The sequence below is a fragment of the Methanoculleus sp. UBA303 genome (genome assembly GCA_002501655.1).
Taxonomy (GTDB): domain Archaea; phylum Halobacteriota; class Methanomicrobia; order Methanomicrobiales; family Methanoculleaceae; genus Methanoculleus.
The window spans coordinates 17,002-35,660 of sequence record DANY01000045.1; the positions used below are offsets into that span (position 1 = coordinate 17,002).

15 protein-coding genes and 3 pseudogenes are annotated in these 18,659 nt (G+C 63.0%); 14 read left to right on the forward strand and 4 right to left on the reverse strand.

The window, feature by feature from the left end:
• Nucleotides 1-2 precede the first annotated feature (2 nt).
• The 10 genes from BP846_RS11400 to BP846_RS11445 all read left to right on the forward strand — a co-directional run bounded on the left by BP846_RS11400 (nt 3) and on the right by BP846_RS11445 (nt 9,459).
• A complete protein-coding gene (locus tag BP846_RS11400) occupies nt 3-593 on the forward strand; it encodes a cupredoxin domain-containing protein (protein ID WP_292395494.1) in 591 nt (196 codons plus the stop codon).
• A gap of 87 nt (nt 594-680) precedes the next feature.
• Nucleotides 681-2,132 carry a cytochrome ubiquinol oxidase subunit I gene (locus tag BP846_RS11405; RefSeq protein WP_292395496.1) on the forward strand — a complete coding sequence of 484 codons (1,452 nt, stop codon included), beginning with the start codon at nt 681-683 and terminating at the stop codon, nt 2,130-2,132.
• Nucleotides 2,060-2,341: a hypothetical protein gene (locus BP846_RS11410; RefSeq protein WP_292395498.1), complete on the forward strand. Its 282-nt coding sequence runs from the start codon at nt 2,060-2,062 to the stop codon at nt 2,339-2,341. Before BP846_RS11405 ends, BP846_RS11410 begins: the two co-directional genes overlap by 73 nt.
• A 123-nt stretch (nt 2,342-2,464) precedes the next feature.
• A complete protein-coding gene (locus BP846_RS11415) occupies nt 2,465-4,747 on the forward strand; it encodes a fasciclin domain-containing protein (RefSeq protein WP_292395500.1) in 2,283 nt (760 codons plus the stop codon).
• 82 nt (nt 4,748-4,829) lie between these two features.
• Entirely contained in the window at nt 4,830-6,047 is a 1,218-nt protein-coding gene (locus BP846_RS11420; protein ID WP_292395502.1) for a universal stress protein, read from the forward strand.
• Nucleotides 6,034-6,234 carry a hypothetical protein gene (locus BP846_RS11425; protein WP_292395504.1) on the forward strand — a complete coding sequence of 67 codons (201 nt, stop codon included), beginning with the start codon at nt 6,034-6,036 and terminating at the stop codon, nt 6,232-6,234. Before BP846_RS11420 ends, BP846_RS11425 begins: the two co-directional genes overlap by 14 nt.
• 9 nt (nt 6,235-6,243) lie before the next feature.
• Nucleotides 6,244-7,182: an ABC transporter ATP-binding protein gene (locus BP846_RS11430; RefSeq protein ID WP_292395506.1), complete on the forward strand. Its 939-nt coding sequence runs from the start codon at nt 6,244-6,246 to the stop codon at nt 7,180-7,182.
• Complete coding sequence (locus BP846_RS11435; RefSeq protein WP_292395508.1) at nt 7,172-7,843, forward strand: ABC transporter permease; 672 nt, start codon at nt 7,172-7,174, stop codon at nt 7,841-7,843. The genes BP846_RS11430 and BP846_RS11435 overlap by 11 nt, the downstream gene beginning before the upstream one ends.
• Nucleotides 7,844-8,005: 162 nt before the next feature.
• Nucleotides 8,006-8,734, forward strand: coding sequence for a radical SAM protein (locus BP846_RS11440; RefSeq protein ID WP_292395510.1), 729 nt, complete (start codon nt 8,006-8,008; stop codon nt 8,732-8,734).
• Nucleotides 8,735-8,775: 41 nt separating this feature from the next.
• Complete coding sequence (locus BP846_RS11445; RefSeq protein ID WP_292395512.1) at nt 8,776-9,459, forward strand: SPASM domain-containing protein; 684 nt, start codon at nt 8,776-8,778, stop codon at nt 9,457-9,459.
• Here the strand turns inward: BP846_RS11445 and BP846_RS11450 are convergent.
• The 3 genes and pseudogenes from BP846_RS11450 to BP846_RS13080 form a co-directional block, all read right to left on the reverse strand.
• Nucleotides 9,456-13,853: an Ig-like domain-containing protein gene (locus BP846_RS11450; protein ID WP_292395514.1), complete on the reverse strand. Its 4,398-nt coding sequence runs from the start codon at nt 13,851-13,853 to the stop codon at nt 9,456-9,458. The genes BP846_RS11445 and BP846_RS11450 overlap by 4 nt on opposite strands.
• A gap of 385 nt (nt 13,854-14,238) precedes the next feature.
• Complete coding sequence (locus tag BP846_RS11455; RefSeq protein ID WP_292395527.1) at nt 14,239-14,670, reverse strand: hypothetical protein; 432 nt, start codon at nt 14,668-14,670, stop codon at nt 14,239-14,241.
• A gap of 107 nt (nt 14,671-14,777) precedes the next feature.
• A pseudogene (locus BP846_RS13080) lies at nt 14,778-15,203 on the reverse strand (flavodoxin family protein); the annotation flags it as partial.
• On the opposite strand from BP846_RS13080, the pseudogene BP846_RS13135 reads away from it, so the two are divergent.
• The 3 genes and pseudogenes from BP846_RS13135 to BP846_RS11475 all read left to right on the forward strand — a co-directional run.
• Nucleotides 15,125-15,314: pseudogene (locus BP846_RS13135) on the forward strand (IS110 family transposase); the annotation flags it as partial. The pseudogenes BP846_RS13080 and BP846_RS13135 sit on opposite strands and share 79 nt — an antisense overlap.
• A 308-nt stretch (nt 15,315-15,622) precedes the next feature.
• A complete protein-coding gene (locus BP846_RS11470; RefSeq protein WP_292395519.1) occupies nt 15,623-15,811 on the forward strand; it encodes a hypothetical protein in 189 nt (62 codons plus the stop codon).
• Between the two features lie 134 nt (nt 15,812-15,945).
• Nucleotides 15,946-17,550, forward strand: coding sequence for a hypothetical protein (locus BP846_RS11475; RefSeq protein WP_292395521.1), 1,605 nt, complete (start codon nt 15,946-15,948; stop codon nt 17,548-17,550).
• 129 nt (nt 17,551-17,679) lie between these two features.
• Here BP846_RS11475 and BP846_RS11480 read toward each other — a convergent pair whose 3' ends face one another.
• The gene (locus tag BP846_RS11480) at nt 17,680-17,805 is read right to left on the reverse strand and encodes a hypothetical protein (RefSeq protein WP_292395523.1); all 126 of its coding nucleotides are present in this window, start codon (nt 17,803-17,805) and stop codon (nt 17,680-17,682) included.
• A gap of 114 nt (nt 17,806-17,919) precedes the next feature.
• Here BP846_RS11480 and BP846_RS11485 point away from each other — a divergent pair.
• A pseudogene (locus BP846_RS11485) lies at nt 17,920-18,659 on the forward strand (glycosyl hydrolase family 28-related protein); the annotation flags it as partial.

Here is an 18,659-nt window from a genome sequence, read left to right on the forward strand (position 1 = left end):
GCATGAGGCCTAACGTAATCTTTCTCGTAGCGCTCCTCGTCATGAGCGCCGGAATTCTGGCCGCGGGGTGCACTATGCCGGGTGGAAACGTCACCCAGCCGACGGCTCCTCCGACCGGGACCGAAACACCGTCTGTTACAGAGACGACAGCCGCCGGGACCGAAACCCCTGCCACCACGGCGACGACGGCGGCGACCGTCACAACGGCAGCGACCACAACCACCGGGACACCATCCGCCACGGCGACGACGGCAGGAGCAAACGTCACAACAGCGGCGACCACCGCAGCAGCGGGCGGCCAGACCGCGACCGTTGACCTGGCTGCCGAGAACATCGCGTTCGACCAGAGCACGATCACGGTGCCCGCGGGAGCGCAGGTGACGGTGAACTTCACCAACAAGGACAACGGCATCCCGCACAACTTCGCGGTCTACACGGACTCCTCCGCAGGCCAGAGTATCTTTAAAGGCGATACCGTCACCGGCCCGGCGACGACCACCTACACCTTCACAGCGCCCGCGACGCCCGGCACCTACTTCTTCCGCTGCGACGTCCATCCCCAGCAGATGACCGGGAACTTCGTCGTGCAGTAACTGCGTCCATCGATGGGAGATCCGGGGGATCTCCCAATTCCTCGCTCCAGGTGTCGCCTGGCACACCTTTTATATGCCCGGCTCCCCATGCCCGGACCGGGGGGGACGAGAACGCAGGCAGGGGGAACACCGCCGGCACCCGGCGAGTACGATGCGCGCGGCGATACCAGGAAGGTCGTCGGGATCCTGGTCGCGCTTGCGCTCTTCATCATCGTCCTCTACGGTTACATCATACCCCTGCAGGGCGGGCTCATATCCTCAACAGCGATACGGGCCGGCGACCTTACGGGGGCGGAACCCCGGTTCCAGGAGCAGATGCCGATCCAGGAGGTCGACCTCGGGGCCTCCGGCCGGTCGATCTTCATCGCGTTCGTGATGCTCACCCACATCCTCTTTGCGAACCTGCACCTCGGGGGCGCCTGGGTGCTCCTCTCGCTGGTCATCCTCTACCTCCTCTCCAGGAAAGAGCGCTACAGCCGTCTCGGAAAGTCGGTCGCGCTCTTCAACGTCATCCTCTTCTCGGCCGGGGCGACGTTTGCGGCGGGAGGGATGATGGCCTTTATCGCGCTCTTCCCGGACCTCTCCATGAACGTCTTTCACCTCTACTGGTGGCCGCTCTTTGCCTACTTCATCCTCTATGGAGTCATCATCCTCCTGCTCTTCACCTTCTGGTTCGCCTGGGACCGGATCCGGCCCGGCGTGCATCTCGCGCTCGGGTTCGGCTACGCGGTCAGCGTCTTTGTCCAGACCGTCACCATCGATACCCTCGCCGCCGGTATGCTGACGCCGGGTGTCGCGTCGTTCTCCTTTACCGAATCAGGGCTGCTCCCGATGACGCTTGACCAGGCGATGGCGCTCTGGTTCAACCCGACCCTCTGGGAACTCACCTTCCACCAGGTCGCCGCCGCAATCGCATTCTTCGGGTTCCTGATCACGACCCTTGCGACCGTCCACTACATCGACCAGAAAGAGTTCGCCGCCAAGAAGCAGTGGGACTGGGTGGCGGCCTACGGGATCGCCTGGGGGCTTGCGGGGCTGATCATGCAGCCGGTCCTCGGGCAGCTGTACATGACCGCCATCCAGAAGAACGCGCCTTCCGCCTTCATGATGATCATGCACGGTCCCCGGGCCTGGGCGATGCTCATGATGGTGACGCTTCTTGCCGGCCTCTTTCTGACCATCGGGACCTACTTCCTCACCCGGCGGGACCAGCTCCTCTCCCGGCCCGAGAACCGCACCATCCGGACGATCTTCAAGGGGTTCCTGGTGCTGACCGCCGTCGCCGGGTTCGTCCTCGTCCAGCCTGCCTGGCTCGGGACGCTCTTCATCGACGACCCCGGGGCCTGGATCAATCCGCTTGGCGGGATGCCGCTGAAGTACGTCGCCCTCTTTGTGATGGCGGCGATCGGTGCCGCCATCATCATGCTCGACGCCATCGTCCTGACGAGCGAGGAGAAGGAAGGGCAGTGGGGGGATACCTCACCCGGGGTTCGCTCCTTGCCGCCTTCACGGCCGGCATCCTCGGGACGGCGATTGTGAACGTCATGGGGCTCGTGCGGGAGTCGGCACGCGCACCCTGGGCCTTCTACCAGATCATCCCCGTTTCGGGCGGCCAGGCCTACGCGACCCCCCTCCCTCTGCCGGCGATCGCCGCGGTCTGGGCGATCGTGCTCGCGCTCTCGTGGGTGGTCTTCTGGTACGTCGCGAAGGTGACGGCATACCACCCGGCGGACGAAGACTCGGTCTGACCGGCGGGGCTCAAATCTCCGCCATAAGGGCAGAATTCCGCAAATCCCGCCCCTAAATTTCCGGGATACAATTGGGGGATCCGGCATAACCATTATCTACTCTCGTATCATTTCCGGACCCGCATGACAAAAGTTACCCTTGTCATAGCGTCCCTCCTCGTCCTCGCACTCGTCGCGGGTGCGGGCGCACAGGTGGGATTGAGCAACACCAGCGGTACCAACGAGAGTTCAAACCAGACGACAGGAAGTATGCAGAACGTCACCGGCAACGCAACGGACCTCACGAACGCCGGGTCCATGCTTGCCGCGGCGTTCGAGAACAATGTGTCCCGGACAAACCTGACGGCGATCCCGAGTTTTACGGCCGATATCGGCCTTGAGCTTGTAGCGGGCAACTTCACCTCACCCATGATGGTTACGTCGCCCGACGACGGGACGGGGAGGCTCTTCGTCGTGGACCAGATCGGTGTCGTGAAGATCGTGGATCCGAACGGGACCGTGTTCCCCGAGCCGTTCCTGGACCTCCGGGGCAACCTCGCAGACCTCAGCCCAACTTACGACGAGCGCGGCCTGCTCTCCATCGCGTTCCACCCTGATTACAGGACTAACGGCAAGGTCTACGCGTTCTACAGCGCACCCCTGAGGTCCGAGGCTCCCGAGGGATGGAGCTGCACTAACCATATATCCGAGTTCCAGGTCGACCCCGGGAACCCGAACAAGGTGAACATCTCCTCAGAGAAGGTCCTGATGTACATCGACAAGCCCTACCAGAACCACAACGGCGGCCAGCTTGCCTTCAGCCCCGCCGACGGCTATCTCTACATATCCCTCGGTGACGGCGGGAAGGCGAACGACGTCGGGAACGGGCATACCCCCGGTATCGGGAACGCCCAGGACCTCACGAAGATCTACGGTAAGATCCTCAGGATCGACGTGGATACCGTCACCGCCGGGGGCATGCCCCAGCAGAACATGACTGGAACGACGAACCAGACAGGAAATGCGAGCGTCAACCGGACGGCAAACCCGCCTGAGCCGACGTGGACGACGTTTGCAGGCAGCCTCTACGGCATACCGCCCGACAACCCGTTCGTGGGGACCCAGCCCGAGATCCTCGACACCTACGCCTACAAGACAGTCCTGCCCGAGGTCTACGCCTACGGGTTCCGGAACCCTGCCTACATGGCCTTTGACTCCGGCGGCAACAACGCGCTCTTCATCGGCGAGGCTGGCCAGAATCTCTTTGAGGAGGTGGACGTTGTCCTCAATGGCGGGAACTACGGCTGGCACATCCGCGAGGGCACGCACTGCTTCGACCCGAACGCCACCACGGCTCCCGGGAAGTCCTGCAACATCACCGGACTCCAGGGCGAGCCGCTGATCGGCCCCATCTTCGAGGGCGGCCATGACCTTGGTGTTGTCGTCGTCGGCGGCAACGTCTACCGCGGGACCGCCGTCACCGGGCTCCAGGGCAGGTACATCTTCGGCTACTGGAGCGACAGCCGGACTGTCGGGAACGGCACCATCCTTGTCGCCACACCCCCGACAGGGTGGACCGAGGGAGCCCTGCCGCAGACCGCCGCGAGCCTGACGCCGGAAGAGAACGCCATGTGGGATGTCCAGACGGTGAACATCACCGCCCGGAATAACGAGACCCTGGGCGCGTTCCTGCGCGGGTTCGGCGAGGACACCAACCAGGACATGTACGTGCTGACAAACGACGTGGGAGGACCTGATAACTCCACCAGCACCGGTAAACTCTGGAAGATCGTGCCGCCCACCGCTGTCACTCCGGCCCCGGCGACGGCGACGCCCACAGTCACGCAGACCGCAGCGGGGAACCAGACCCAGAACATGACAGAGAACCAGACCGGCACAATGGCCGCGGGAGGAGGAATGGGAGCGGGTGCAATCCTTCCCACCTCTCTCCTCTCACAGAATACCTCCGGGAACAACTCCGCCGGGAACATCATGGGGGTCCTTGCATCGACCGAGACCAGCATCCCCCTCGAGGAGAGCCCCGCGTTCGGGAACTTCACCCTCTTCACAGGTCTTCTTCAGTCGACATGGATTGCCGCCACGCTTGAAGGACAGGGACCGTATACGGTGTTTGCCCCGACCGATGCCGCGTTTGACCGGATGGACCCCGATCTGCGCGAGCCGATCCTGAACGGCTCCGCGAACAGCACGGATATCGTGCTCTACCATATCGTGAACGGCTCCTACACGCTCGCCGGTCTCGGGAACGTATCGACGCTCCGGACCCTGCAGGGCGGGAACCTTACCGTGAATGCTACCAGCGCGGCCGTCATGGTGAACAACGCCACGGTCGCGATCCCCGAACTTTTCGCCGACAACGGCGTTATCCAGGGCATCGACACCGTCCTGCTGCCGCCCGGGACCTGATCTTCTCGCCTCCGTTACGACCCCGGCCAACCGTACCCGAAGCATTTATGCCTTTTGTGCCGCTCTTCTCCCCTGTTTGTGCATGATGTATCGGCAGGTCTTTGTCGGTGTGGACGGATCTCCCTGTTCCGACCTGGCGGGGGAAACGGCCCTGGCCTTTGCCGCGGCCACCGGCAGGGGCAGGTGCACCGGCTGCCATGTGTATGCCGCCCGGATGCACCGGCAGCGCTTTGAGGATATGGAGCCGGGCCTCCCGGAGCGCTACCGGGAGGAGGAGCGGCTCGATGGCCTGCGGGCGACGCACGACGACCTGATTTCCGGGGGTATGGCGCTCATATCGGACGCTTACCTCGCGCCGCTGGCGGCGAAGGCCGCCGCGCGGGGCGTCCCGTTCGAACCGGTCACGGCCGAAGGAAGGGGATACGTCGAGGTCCTCCGCCTCATCCGGGAGCACCGGCCGGATCTTACGGTGCTCGGCGCGACCGGGCACGGGCAGACGCCGGAGGTGCCCCTCGGGAGCCTCGCCGGGCGGGTGCTCCTGCATGCCGGCACGAGGGACCTCCTGCTGGTGCGGCGGCCGTGGGACCTGAAGAACCGGCCGGTTGTCGTGGGCGTGGACGGGAGCGACGCGAGTTACGCGGCCCTGCATCGTGCGGCCACCATCGCCGCCGCGTTTGATGCGCCGCTCGAGGCGGTGGCCGCCTACGACCCGTTCTTCCATACCGCCGTCTTCCCGGTCATCGCCGGTGTCCTGCCGGAGGAGGCGCAGCGCCGGTTCAACTTCGCGGCCCAGGAGCGCCTCCACGACGGGATCATCGACCGGGGCCTTGAGCATATCTACCGGCGGAACCTGGAACGCGGGGCGGCCCTCGCGCGAACCCTGGGCGCCCGGGTCCATACGGCGGTCGTCGCCGGCAGGGTCTGCCCGCAGGTGCACCACTATGCCGCGGTCAGGGGGGTGGGGCTCCTTGTCCTCGGGCGCTATGGGTTGCACCGGGAGGAGGAGTCGCTGATCGGGTCAAATACCCTGAACCTCGCCCGGATGAGCACCACGAACGTCCTCGTCGTCGCGCCGCCGGAGACCCCGGTCGCGGTGCCGAATCTCCCTATCGACGTGATACCCTGGACGCCGGAGGCGGAGCGCCTCCTCTTGCGGATGCCGCCGTTTGCGCGGAGGATGGCACGGATGGCGGTCGAAGAGCATGCCCGGGAGGGGGGCCTCTCCCGGGTCACGGAGGACGCCGTCCGGGACGTGGCCCGGCGGTCCGGTATGGGAGGCGGTCAGGGTGCAGGTCCCTGATGCCCGGGTGATCGTCTTCACCCGGGCGAGGAGGTTTGCCCCGGACTTTCACCGGCATATCCTGCGGGGGAAGATCGTGGGGCAGACCGTCCGCCCGGGCGACCGGGTCCTCGTCTACGAGGTCGCCGAGACCGTCCCCGAAGGGGCGGTGCGAGTCACCCGGTCCACCCGCTTCGAGTTCCGGTGAGGGAGAGGGATGGTTGTTGTCGTACGGGACGTGAAGAAACGCTTTGGCTCCATCCGGGCACTCGACGGGGTTACGCTCGACGTGGGGGAAGGGGAGATCCTCGGCCTCCTCGGGCCCAACGGGTCGGGGAAGTCCACCCTGTTGAAGGTTGTCGCCCGCCTCATCCCTCCCGACGAAGGGTCCATCACGCTCCCGGCGGACGGGCGGGCGATGATGCTCCGCACCGGGATGCTCTTTGACCATACCGCCCACTGGGAGACGCTCACCGGCTACGAGAACGCCTGGTTCTTCGCCCGCTCCTACGGCATGGACCCGCATGCGGCGCGTGAGCGGCTCGAATCCCTCTTCGCCCTCTTCGATCTCCAGGAGCGGTGGGGCGACCCGGTCTCCGGGTACTCCTACGGGATGCGGCGGAAACTCGGTCTGATCGAGGCCCTGGCGCACGAGCCCTCCCTCATCCTGCTGGACGAACCGTCGATCGGCCTGGACTACCGGGCGCGGGTCACCCTTGCCGGGCTCCTCTGCGAAGCGGCCCGGCGGGGAGCTGCGGTTATCTTCTCCACGAACGACGTGAACGAGGCGGCAGGTCTCGCCCACCGCGTCGCTCTCTTCGACCGGGGCCGGTTGCTCGTCTCGGGGGAGCCGTCCGCGCTTGTCCGGTCGCTCGCTGCGAAGGTGACGATCGACCTCCGGTTGAAGGCACCGGTCGATCCCCGGCCGATCGGGCAGGTCCCCGGCGTCGAGGGCGTGGGCGCGGACGAGCGGGAGGACGGGTTTCACGTGACGGTCGTAGCCGCGCCGGATGAGTCCGGCACCTCGTCCCTCCTCGCCCGGGTCGTCCACGCGGTGGCGGCGCAGGGCGGGGTGGTCGTGGGCGCCGACCTGCGGGTTCCGGGGCTTCCGGACGTATTTCTTGCGTATACGGAGGAAGAACCGGGTGCGTCCTGACTCGTTCTTCCGGAAGGAACTCCTTGAGGACCTCCGGGACCGCCGGGGGCTCTTCCTGAAGTTTGTCCTGCCGGCGGCGCTCCTGCTCCCCCTCATACTCGCCGGCGTGCCCGTATCCCTGCAGGCCGCCGGTATCACGGTCGCCGTTATCTTCTCCGGGGTCTTCGGGTCGTCGATCGGGCTCGTCCGCATCCGCGAGAGCGGTATGCTGGACCGGATGGCCATGCTGCCCGCCTCCCCCCGCCGGCTGACCGCCGGATACATACTCGCAAACGCCCTCCTTGATTTGGCGCAGGTCGCCATCCCCCTCTCCGTCTTCCTGCTCGTCCACCCGCCGTCCCCGGCAGGGGTTATTTATGTGGCTGTATCGTTCGCTTCCGCCGTGGTTGCGGCGAACGCCCTCGGCGTCCTGGTGGCGGTCGTCCCGGGCTCGTCCGGCGAGGGGCATCTCTACGCGATTGTTACGGTCATGGCCGCAACCGCGCTCTCCGGGCTTATCGCGCCCGCCCCGTACACACAGGGGCTCCTTCCATTCTGGTACCTCTACGCGGCGCTCGTCGCCGCCCCCGGGGCATTCGCTCTCTCTCCGGTCCTCGCCGCTCTCCTCCTCGGGTCCGTGCTCATGGCCTCGCCCGGGCTGTTTCGTGCGGCGGTTCGCTAGGACCGGGGCGTGAGAAGACTGCAGGTCCTCGTTGCGCATCGTGCGGGCAGGCATGAATACGTGCCCGGGTGTGGTAACCTTTAAGCCCCCTCACCTGTTTCCGATGGTCGGGACCACCCGGGGTGACGACAGAGTCCGGGGTATGGAGGAGGTGATCGGGTAATGGCAGACGATCGTATTCACGCGCTTCCTGCAGTCCGGCGGTGGCTCGGGAATCCTGTTGCCCGTGCCCTCCTCCGGTTTGTTACCCGGGACGACGACTGCGGGAACCGCCTCGAGAACGCAATCAGCTACTACCTGGACCCGACCTGCGATACGTGCTGGAAGTGCAGGCTGGCGGGCCGCATGGTGGGGCATACTCTCCACCGGAGCAGCACCCTCTTCGGGGTGAGCGAGGATGCTATCAGAAGCGGGCTCCGGGAGACGGTCTTTCTGCGGGGATTAGAGAACGTGCTCGAGGGAATCGCCCGCTACGGCGTCACCATGCCCCAGATCGTGAACGCTCCGTTCATGGTGGTCTGGGATTTCACCCACCGCTGCAATCTCAGGTGCGCCCACTGCTACCAGGACGCCCACAAAGCGCTCCCCCACGAACTCGATACCGAAGAGGCAAAACGCCTCGTGGAGGAACTCGCGGATGCCGGTGTGGTGATCATCGCCTTCTCGGGAGGAGAGCCCCTGATGCGGAGGGACTTCTTCGAGGTGGCCGTTCACGCCCAAAAAAACGGTATCTACGCGGCGCTCGCCACGAACGGCACCCTCATCACCCCGGAGATGGCGGGAAGGATCCGGGCTGCCGGCATCGAGTACGTGGAGATATCCATCGACGGCAGGGATGCGGCGAGCCACGACGCCGTCCGGGGCATCCCGGGCCATTCGACCGGACCATAGCAGGCATCCGGAACTGTGTCGCAGCGGGGTTCTATACCTGCGTGGCGACCACGGTCACCCGGGCGAACTACGCCGAGATCCCGGACATCTACGCCGTTGCATCAGACCTCGGGGCGAACCGACTCATGTGCTTCAACTTCATACCGACGGGGAGAGGCGTGGAGATGGTGGGTCAGGATATCTCTCCCGAAGAGCGCAGAGACCTGATGCGCTACCTGATGGCACGGACCCGGGAAGGGGCAGGCCCGGAGGCGCTCACCACCGCTCCCCAGGTCGCCTCCGTGGCGCTTGCCGATGAGCGGGAGGTTCCTGTCGGGCACTTCTACGCCGGGGGAGCGATCGAGGGGAAGACCGGGCTCCTGGCCGAGTTCATCGGCGGGTGCGGTGCGGGGAGACTCTACTGCAGCATCGAGCCCGAAGGGGACGTCCAGCCCTGCGTCTTTCTGCCGATCGCCGTCGGAAACGTGCGGGATACGCCGTTTCTTGAGATCTGGCACTCCTCGGAGGTGCTGCAGAGGCTGCGGGACCGGAGCCTGCTCTCGGGGGCATGCGCCGGCTGCGAGAACAAGTATGTCTGCGGCGGGTGCAGGGCCCGCGGGTGGGCATACTTCGGGGATATCCATGCGCCGGACCCCGGGTGCGTCAACAACCGCGACTACTGGGAGTCGCTCCTCGTGGGTGAGGAACCCGCCATGCCCGTTCGTCCGTCCCAAAAAAAGGGTTAGTTCTTCTTCCTCAGCCAGAGGAGGAAGGCCAGCGGGGCAAGGAGGGGCGCGTAGACGAGCGGTGCCGCAGGCGTCGTCGTCGCCTGCGCGGTGGTCGCCTCCGTCGTCACCCCTGAGGTCACGTTCGTCGTGACATTCGTCTCGCCTTCCGTCGTGGCGTTCGTCTCCACCACTACGGTCGCGTTCTCCGGCGCCGCGGCGATGGCAAACGTGGAGAATCCGGGGGTGGTTGCCCGGAAGCGGTACAACCCGCTCTCCTCACCGACGACCTCGGTCTCCAGGGACTGCCAGACGCCGCCGACACAGCGCATCAGCCTGACGTCCTCCGGGGCCATGCCGTGGTCTTCGAGCCAGTCGGCAGGGATGGTGAAGACGATCACCGCTCTCTCGATGTCGTGCGGGTTCACCCAGAAGAGGGTGATCTCGACGTACTCGTAGATGTCGCCGGTGGGGGGCGTCGTCGCAGCGGACGGGGTTGCCTCCTTCACGGTCACCATCAGCTTCGGGATGGTGTTCGCTGCCGTGATGGCAACGCTGCCGACCGATGAGGTGGTGCCCGAGAACGTGAACGTCTCGCCGCGCATCAGGTTCTCACGCATCCCTGCATCGAAGGTCGGGCCGCTGTCGCCGCCGCTGTCGCTCCAGCCGGAACCGGTCGACCCGCCGCTGTCCCCGGGATCACCCGGATTCGGTGTGGGTGCGCCGGTGACGGTGACCGCTGCCGTTCCCACCGCGCTGCCGGCCCGGGCCTTCACGTCCGCCGATCCCCCCGCGTATGCCGCGAAGAGGCCGGCCCTGTCGATGGAGCCGACACCCGGGTCGGAGGACGACCAGGCAACCCTGACCCAGTCCATCTCGTTGTCGCACTGGTCAAAGACCGTAGCGACGAACTCCCCGGTCTCCCCGGCCGCGAGCGTTGCCGTCGCGGGGTCGACCTCGACGCGGGTTGGGACCGGGAGCGAGGGGTCGACGGTCACACAGGCGGAACCCGATATCCCGCCCGCCGATGCGGTGAGCGTCACCTCGCCGTCCTCGAGGGCGGTAAAGAGCCCGCACGCATCGATGGTGCCGACGGTCTCATCACTGCTCTCCCAGGTCGCCTCGACGTCCGGCATAGCGTAGCCGTACTGGTCGAACGCGGTCACGGTGAGCGAGAGCGTGCTCCCGGCAGCGATAGTGAAGTCAGACGGGCTGACCGCGATCCGCGCTGGAGCCCGGGATGCCGACCGGACCGTCACGACCGCGGTCCCGGTCTCGTCGATCCCGTCGACCGACGCAGTGACGGTTGCCGTGCCTCCGCAGACTGCGGTGAAAAGCCCGTCTTCGTCGATCGTGCCGACGGTTTCGTCATCGCACGACCAGGTTACCGTAGCGCCGGGCGAACTGTTGCCTTCCAGGCCAAACGCGGTCGCCAGGTCAGGCACGGTCGCGGTGAACTGCCGGGAGTCCCCGACGTCCAGGGTGACCGCCGGCGGGGAGACAACGACTCCCGGAGAAGCCTCGGTGACCGTTACGGTCGCCGTCCCGGTGACGCCGCATGCCGATGCGGTGAGGGTCGTCGTGCCCGCAGTAAGGGCGGCGAAGCGTCCGTCCGTCCCGATCGTGCCGACGGTCTCATCGCTGCTTACCCAGGCGATATCGATGCCCGGCATGACGCAGCCGTCCTGATCATAAGCGGTTGCCGAGAACGTCTCCGCGTCGCCGACATTGAAGGTGATTGCCGGAGGCGTAACGGCGATCCGGGAGAGGACCGGGTCATCGGAGGTTACGGTGACGGTCGCGGTTCCGGCGGCGCCGTCGCCCGTCGCGGTGAGGGTCGTCGTGCCTGCACAGATTGCGGTAAAGAGGCCGCACGTATCGATGGTGCCGACACCCGGGTCGCTGCTCGTCCAGGTGACCGCAACGTCGGCAACGACGTTGCCGAACCGGTCGAACGCGACGACGTCGAACTGCCGGGTCTCGCCCGCGTCAAGGATGGCCGCTGACGGGGAGACTGCAAGTTTAGCGAGCGCCGGGTCCGCGGCGATGACGGTGACGGCCGCCGTTCCGGAGACCTCGCCTGCCGTTGCGGTGAGGGTCGTCGTGCCCGCGGCGAGAGCGGTGAAGATGCCGTCCGCACTGATGGTCCCGATGGTCTCGTTGCTGCTCGTCCAGACGATATCACCGGCGGGCACGACGTTGCCGTCCCGGTCATAGGCGGTCACGATGAACTTCTGGTCGTCGCCGACTGCGAGGGTGGTCCGGGGCGGCGTGACCTTCAGGCTCCCGAGCACCGGGTCGACCGGGTCTTCGGCGTCAGCGCTGACGGTTACGGTTGCCGTCCCGGCGATCTCGCCTGCGGTTGCGGTGACGGTCGCCGAGCCCGCGGCAAGCGCGGTGAAGACGCCGTCCGCACCGACCGTGCCGACGGTCTCATTGCTGCATGACCATACGACCGGAACTCCGGGCATGGTGTTGCCGGACCCGTCAGAGCAGACGGTGGCAAACCCGCGAGTCTCGCCGACCGTGAGCGTCGCCGTAGCCGGTGCGATCTCGATCTCCGCGAGGACCGGGGCGTCGGCGCTGACGGTTACGGTCGCTGTTCCGGAGATCCCGCCTGCGGTTGCGGTGACGGTCGCCGAACCTGCGGCAAGCGCAGTGAAGATGCCGCTCTCATCGATGGTCCCGACAGTCGTGTTGCTGCTCGTCCAGGTGACCGCGACTTCCGGCAGTTCGTTGCCGAACTGGTCGAGGGCGGTTGCTGTGAACTGCCCTTTGTCGTTGACCGCGAGGGTGGCCGCGGTCGGCGTGATCGCGATGCTCTGCGGGACCAGGTCTTCATCGGTGACCGTTACGGCCGCTGTCCCGGATACGCCGTCCGCAGACGCGGTGATGGTCGCCGAACCTGCGGCAAGCGCAGTGAAGACGCCGTCCGCGCCGATCGTGCCAACGGTCTCATCGTTGCACGACCAGGCTACCGGGACACCGGGCATGGTGTTGCCGGACGCATCCGAGCAGACGGTGGCAAACCCGCGGGTCTCGCCGACCCTGATGGTGGCCGCGGCCGGTGTGATCGCGATCTCCGCGAGAACCGGGGCTTCGGCGGTGACCGTGACGGTCGCGCTCCCGGTGATGCTGCCCGCCGTTGCGGTGATGGTCGTCGTGCCCGCGGCCTTCGCGGTGAAGACACCGTCGGCGCCGATGGTCCCGATAGCCTCATCGCCGCTCGTCCAGGTGACCGAAACGCCGGTCATCTTGCTGCCGAACTGATCGAGGGCGGTTGCTGTGAACTGCTGTGTCTCGCCGACCGCGAGCGCGGCTTTTGAAGGCGTGACTTCGATGCTCGTTGCGACCGGTACGACCGGTGCTTCAGGCTCGTAGACGAAGATGTAGAGGTTCGAATCAGCTTCCCGGCCCCTCTGCCAGACGATCGTGTTTCCGCTGACAGCGGGGTAGAGGTGTTCGTCGTAGATGTCTTCGGCTTCAACTACGGACAGCTCCTCCCCGGGGGGGGAGAGGTCGTACATGTAGATGCTCCGCGCCGGAACCCGCTTGTCCTCCCAGCCGATGAGGCTCCCGCTGATCGCCGCTGAGACCTGGTCGGAGGAGTCGGTGGTGATCCGGATCTCTCCGGCGGACAGGTCGTCGAGATCGGTCATATAGATGTCGGAATTACCGTCTTGGTACTCTTCCCAGGCGATCTGGCTCCCGTAGAGCGAGGGCCAGGACTGGTCACTCGTTCCCGTGGAGGCATGGCCTATCTTGCCGGTCCCGATCTCGTAGTACCTGATCCTTTCTTCCCCGCTCTCTACCCAGGCGACATACTTCTCCGAGAGTGCGGGCTTGAACTCGGTTTTGCCGCCTGGAATCGTTGTCCTTGCGTTGCAGTCGATGATGTCCTTTACCTTCTTGGCAGCGATGTCGTAGAGGGCGATGTTGGTCCTGCCGCTGCTGTCATCGTACCAGGCGATGTAGTTCCCACGGACGATGGGCAGCCACTGGTTGCCCGTGTCGGTGGTGAGCCGTGTTTCATTATCTTTCGAGCGCTGGTAGAGGTAGATATCCCAGTTGCCATTCCGGTTATCCTGCCAGACGATGGAGTCTCCTGATATGGATGGTTTCTCCTGCGAGGCGGGGTCATTCGTGATCCTTGTCCCTACAGGGAGTGTGTACGGCGCGTTCCGGAAATCGGATACGCTCGCGAGGAATATGTCCTTGACTCCTCTCTCCTGCTCGTCGTTTCGGTCGTCTTCCCAGACGATCATGTTGCCATCGATATCCGGGTGCTCCTGCGCTTTGCCGAAGGGATGATAGATCTTCTCCCCCGGCGCAGTTTCTATCGCCATGACCGGCGATATCAGCAGCCCGACAGCGACGACTACGCACAATAATCTCAGGTGTGCCTGTTTCTTCATTCTTTTCCCCCCTTGAATGATTCGCCTTTCACCTGCGAGACCGCGGTGCATACCTCCCGGTATACACAAAGGGCTCGCTAAAGCAGGTGCTCACCGGAGCACCCGGCAGGCGGAGTGCAGAATCCGATTTAAAGCCCGGTCATAGGGTAGCCGGTGAATGGCTGAATAGCCGTATAAATATATATCCTTTACGGTGATTTATTCTAAGAATTATATAATAAAAATGGGAATTTTTCGTGTCCCCCCGCGGGTGCCGGGAGTCCGGGAAGGGCCGTCTTCGGACAGCACCCTCCCGGGGAGCGGGGAGGCCTGTGGCGGCGTATATTCTCCTCAAGACCGATATAGTCGATGGATTTTTGCCGCAATCGCTGCAGGACAGCCGGGTTCACACCGGCGGTCGCCGTGCCCCGGCAAGATCTCTTCGGATCTTTCGCCTGACGTACCACTCGACGGCTCTCCTCACGGCGTCGTAGAGCGGGTTGACCGGCACGCTCGTGTAGTAGCGCACACCAGGGTCGAGCCAGCCCGATTCTTTCCAGTAGGCGTGGTCGGCCGGAGCAGAGTCGGCGAACTCGTCAAACGACGCCCGCTGGGCGTGGAAGAAGATGACGCTCCGGAGCCCCGGCCGCCGTGCTCTCCCCTCAACCAGCGCCTGGAAGAACGACTGAGCTGCATCGTCGAGTCTCTGGTCGTTCTCGCGGACCTGCCGCTCCGGCGTGGTGGCGGGGTTCGTGATAATACCGACGCGGGAGACGACATCAAATCCCCATATGCCGGCGACGGTGTCGAGGTAGCGAAGAACGTCCTTCTCGCCCACCGCACCGGTGGTGGCGAGGAGGAGGGCTTTTTTACCGAAGAACCGGGGGCGAAGACGTAGGAGAACTGGTCGATGAAGGTCTTCATCTGGCCGGTGACGGCGAGACCGTAGACCGGCGACGCGAAGATCACCCCGTCGGCATCGTGCAGCTTCCGCCCGACGGCAGGGGCATCGTCCCGGATGGGGCAGTGTTCTTCGCCCCACTCGAGACATGCCATGCATCCCCGGCAGGGTGCAAGGGCAACGTCCCCGAGCATGAGGTACTCGAACCCGACGTCGCCGAGGGAGCGCATGGCGTCCTCAATCCTCTTCGCCGCCCGGTAGGTGTTGCCTTTCCGGGGGCTTCCCATGATGACCAGGATCTTCATAGCCGGCTCCTCTGCATCCCCCCCGTGCAGGTCGGGGCACAGGCGGAGATCTTCATTCTGCAACGTCTGTTGCGGGATGCGATGAGGGTTCCCGAACCGCCCGGTGGATCCTGGTCGAGATCGCTCAGGCAGCAGTCCGAACCCGATCGTCACGGTTCCATGCATTCTTCACCCGGAAAGTAGGAGTGATCGGGTTCAGCAAGACGATTGTCGCTGTGGCACGCAAGATCGTCACGATCTTCTGGCATCTGGTGGTGAATGACGAGGAATACGAAGAGAACGAAAGGAACAGAAAACAGGAGATCCGTATCCCGAAAGTAAAACAACCAAAGTTTCTGACATTAAATGAGATGCTCCAGGTGCTTGTCGAGGCTAACATCTTCCTGAAACAATCAGATCCGCATGGAGGAGGATGAATTCATCGTATTTTCATGTGAAACACGCAGCGATCCACCAACACGGGTCGACCTGACGGGCCATGTTCGCCATGAACAGAAATGGGCATTCCCCATTTTCAGTCATATAGAGAACGAACAGGCCCGTCCACCCTAAACCATTAAATGATACCTGTGCATCATAAGAGCATGAACCCGGTTGGCGGCGTGGTACGGGGCTTTTCAACCCGTCCCTTGCGGGAGGGTCGGAATTCCGGCATTGAACGCCTCTGCGGTGGTGTTGGTACGATGAAGATGCCGAACGTTGTCGGCGGAACGGATATCCGGTTCTTCCCGTTCGGCAGGGAGTTGCTTTCCGCAGTTACAGATCTGGGATGATAATTGACATCAGTGATTTGGCAATTGCAGACATTTTTCGGTACCCTGGTGGGGTTCGGATTGGGGAGGATGAGGACGAGACCGTACGGCTCGGCGGCGACTTTTGAGTAACTAACGATAAATGAGAGAACACTATGTCAGCGATACAATGTCCGGGAAAGAGAGGCAGACGCACGCTTATTGCCATAGTCGTCGTGATAGTAGCCGTGTGTGCCGTTGTGCTGGTATTCCATTTTCAGCCGTGGAAACCGACTCCACCCGGCCCACCGGTGCCGACGATACCGACTCCCGTGATGCCGACGGTGACAGAACCCACAATCATTGTTGCAGCGAGCGACAGCAGCGCGACGTCGAAATCCGGAGCAGACTATATCTGTGACGGTATCGATGATCAGCATGAGATTCAGGCTGCGATCGATGCCCTCCCTGCCAGAGGCGGGACCGTCCAGCTGACGGAAGGAACGTTCAACTGTGCCGGAAGCATTCTGCCCAGGTCATACACGACCCTGAAAGGGCGGGGTGATGAGTCTACCCACCTCATTTTTACAAATAACGGCCTGATCTGGATGAAAAATGATTCTATTGCGTTAGAAGGCTTCCGGGCAACCGGCTCCGGCTATTCCGGGAAATGGGCGCATATGGGTGTGATATACATCACTGCGAGCCACATGTGGGTCAGGGACGTCACGGCCACGGCCGACGGCTCCATCCAGGCTGTATTTTACGTGCATTCTATCGAAGGCTATAACAAGGATATCGAGTATATTGCGTTCGTCGGTTGTGTGGCTGATGGTCCCGGAACGTTTGGATTTCTTCATAGTTCGCAAGATACCGACTACAAGGTACACAGATACGTCCAGTATACCGATTGCAGGGCAATCGACTGCGGCCGATATTCCAGATTCAATAACTGGGTCACAGGATTCGACTTTGCGGAGCTCAACGACATCGAGAGCCTGCGGGTGACCCGGTGTGTCGCCGAAGGCAGCTGGGAATCCGGGTTCCACTTTGAATGGGCCCCCGCCAAGAACGACATCGTTCTCACCGACTGCATCAGCAGAAACAACGGCCAGAAACCCTACCCCGCATATTACGACACAAGCGGCGAGTACTACTTCGGTGCCGGCTACATGGCGCCGAGGGGCCAGTACACGTTCGACAACTGCACCGCGGAAGGCAACAGCGCCTACGGGTTCTTCTTCAGCTACCCCGATGGCGTTTACCTGTACAATTGCACGGACCTCGAGACGGGCCGGGGGAAGACCGACTACTCGCAGGTGAAACCGACGTCGTTCTTCATCGTGCAGTCGCTGTTGACGAACGCTAACCCCTCGATCGTCATGGATAACTGTGAAAGCATCGAATCGTTCGGATACGGTCTGCACATTGCGCTGATGGATCACGTGCAGATCAAAAACTTCCGGTTGACTGATCCAGCCGGGATCGACGGCAAGGGCGCCGTGGTGGGGGGTTCACCGCGAGGAGCGTTATTTGTGGATTCTAGCATCGATATCCGTGCAACGGGGGATCGAGTCTCCACTCTGATATACGCGATGGGTAACAGGAATGTTGTATATTCCGGGCAGATAAATTCAAACGCGGCGCAACCATTTGTTATTGACGGATACGGGACCAGCAATGTACTGGTACGGAATATGCAGATTCTACCGGTTGGTTCGACGGGCATAACGTTGACACAGGATGTACCCGAGGGTGCAGTAAAGATCGTGAAGTCGTGACATCCTGTTCATCTATCCTTCGGTCGTTTTGGGTGCATCAGGAAGCACTTCCGTTATCTCCTCTCCTTTTTTCTCTAATTTCCAAACGAATTCGATCCATCTCTTTCTGCCGGACCTCTCATGCGCAGGTCAACTCTGCCTGAATCTTCCGGGTGGGCAGGAGTTGTTGCCGCGCTCAGGGGCATCAACCCCCTTTCCGATATAAAAACCATCCCCTGATACGATATCCTCAATGTGGCTTTTTCTCAGCTTCATATTGATTTAAAATTCGTATATCCTCCGGTAAGCCCGTGTGACGATTATTATTGTTTTAAAAATATTTTTATAATGCGATATAAAGACCTTAATCCGCTCCTGTGAGGGAATAGCATGAAGAAAACACTCGTAGTAGAAAGACGGTCAACGCTCCTTCTCGTGTTCTGCTTCTTTCTGATCTTCGGAACGGCCGTAGCAGGAGAGGAATTGTCCGGTACAAACACACTTGTCGTGGCGGCGGGCGATAGCACCAGCACAGCGAAGGCTCAGGCCGACTATGTCTGTGACGGATCAAACGATCAGGCGGAGATCCAGAACGCTATCAACGCCCTCCCCGCCGGCGGCGGAACCATCCAGCTGACGGAGGGGACGTTCAATTGCGCCGGAAGCATTCTGCCCAAGGCGCATACGACCCTCAAAGGCCAGGGCGACGACGCGACCTTTATTCGGTTCACGAACGACGGAATTCTCCGGGTCGACGCCGAATACGTGACGCTGGAGAACTTCCATGTCGCAGGCACCGGCTACAGCGCATCGCGCGACTTCGGCGTGGTGTACATCCGTGCAGGCCACAACGCTGTCCGGGACGTCACCGGTACTGCGGACCGGACCATCCAGGGGCTCTTCTATGTGCGCTCCGTCGGCCTCGGCAACAAGAACATCGAGGACATCGAATTTACCCGGGTGGTTGCAGACAGCCCCGGAACCTACGGGTTTCTCCACAGTTCATGGGGCACCAACTACAAGGTGCACAAGAACGTCCGCTATACCGACTGCAAGGCAATCGATTGTGGTCGATACAGCGCCTATAATCCCTGGGTTACCGGGTTCGACTTTGCGGAGCTCAACGACAT

What these genes read in the sequence shown, in the direction of transcription:
- BP846_RS11400 (WP_292395494.1), top strand. Translation starts at nt 3, where the DNA reads ATGAGGCCTAACGTAATCTTTCTCGTAGCGCTCCTCGTCATGAGCGCC.
- BP846_RS11405 (WP_292395496.1), top strand. Translation starts at nt 681, where the DNA reads ATGCCCGGACCGGGGGGGACGAGAACGCAGGCAGGGGGAACACCGCCG.
- BP846_RS11415 (WP_292395500.1), top strand. Translation starts at nt 2,465, where the DNA reads ATGACAAAAGTTACCCTTGTCATAGCGTCCCTCCTCGTCCTCGCACTC.
- BP846_RS11420 (WP_292395502.1), top strand. Translation starts at nt 4,830, where the DNA reads ATGATGTATCGGCAGGTCTTTGTCGGTGTGGACGGATCTCCCTGTTCC.
- BP846_RS11430 (WP_292395506.1), top strand. Translation starts at nt 6,244, where the DNA reads ATGGTTGTTGTCGTACGGGACGTGAAGAAACGCTTTGGCTCCATCCGG.
- BP846_RS11440 (WP_292395510.1), top strand. Translation starts at nt 8,006, where the DNA reads ATGGCAGACGATCGTATTCACGCGCTTCCTGCAGTCCGGCGGTGGCTC.
- BP846_RS11450 (WP_292395514.1), bottom strand. Translation starts at nt 13,853, where the DNA reads ATGAAGAAACAGGCACACCTGAGATTATTGTGCGTAGTCGTCGCTGTC.
- BP846_RS11470 (WP_292395519.1), top strand. Translation starts at nt 15,623, where the DNA reads ATGAACCCGGTTGGCGGCGTGGTACGGGGCTTTTCAACCCGTCCCTTG.
- BP846_RS11475 (WP_292395521.1), top strand. Translation starts at nt 15,946, where the DNA reads ATGTCAGCGATACAATGTCCGGGAAAGAGAGGCAGACGCACGCTTATT.
- BP846_RS11480 (WP_292395523.1), bottom strand. Translation starts at nt 17,805, where the DNA reads ATGAAGCTGAGAAAAAGCCACATTGAGGATATCGTATCAGGGGATGGT.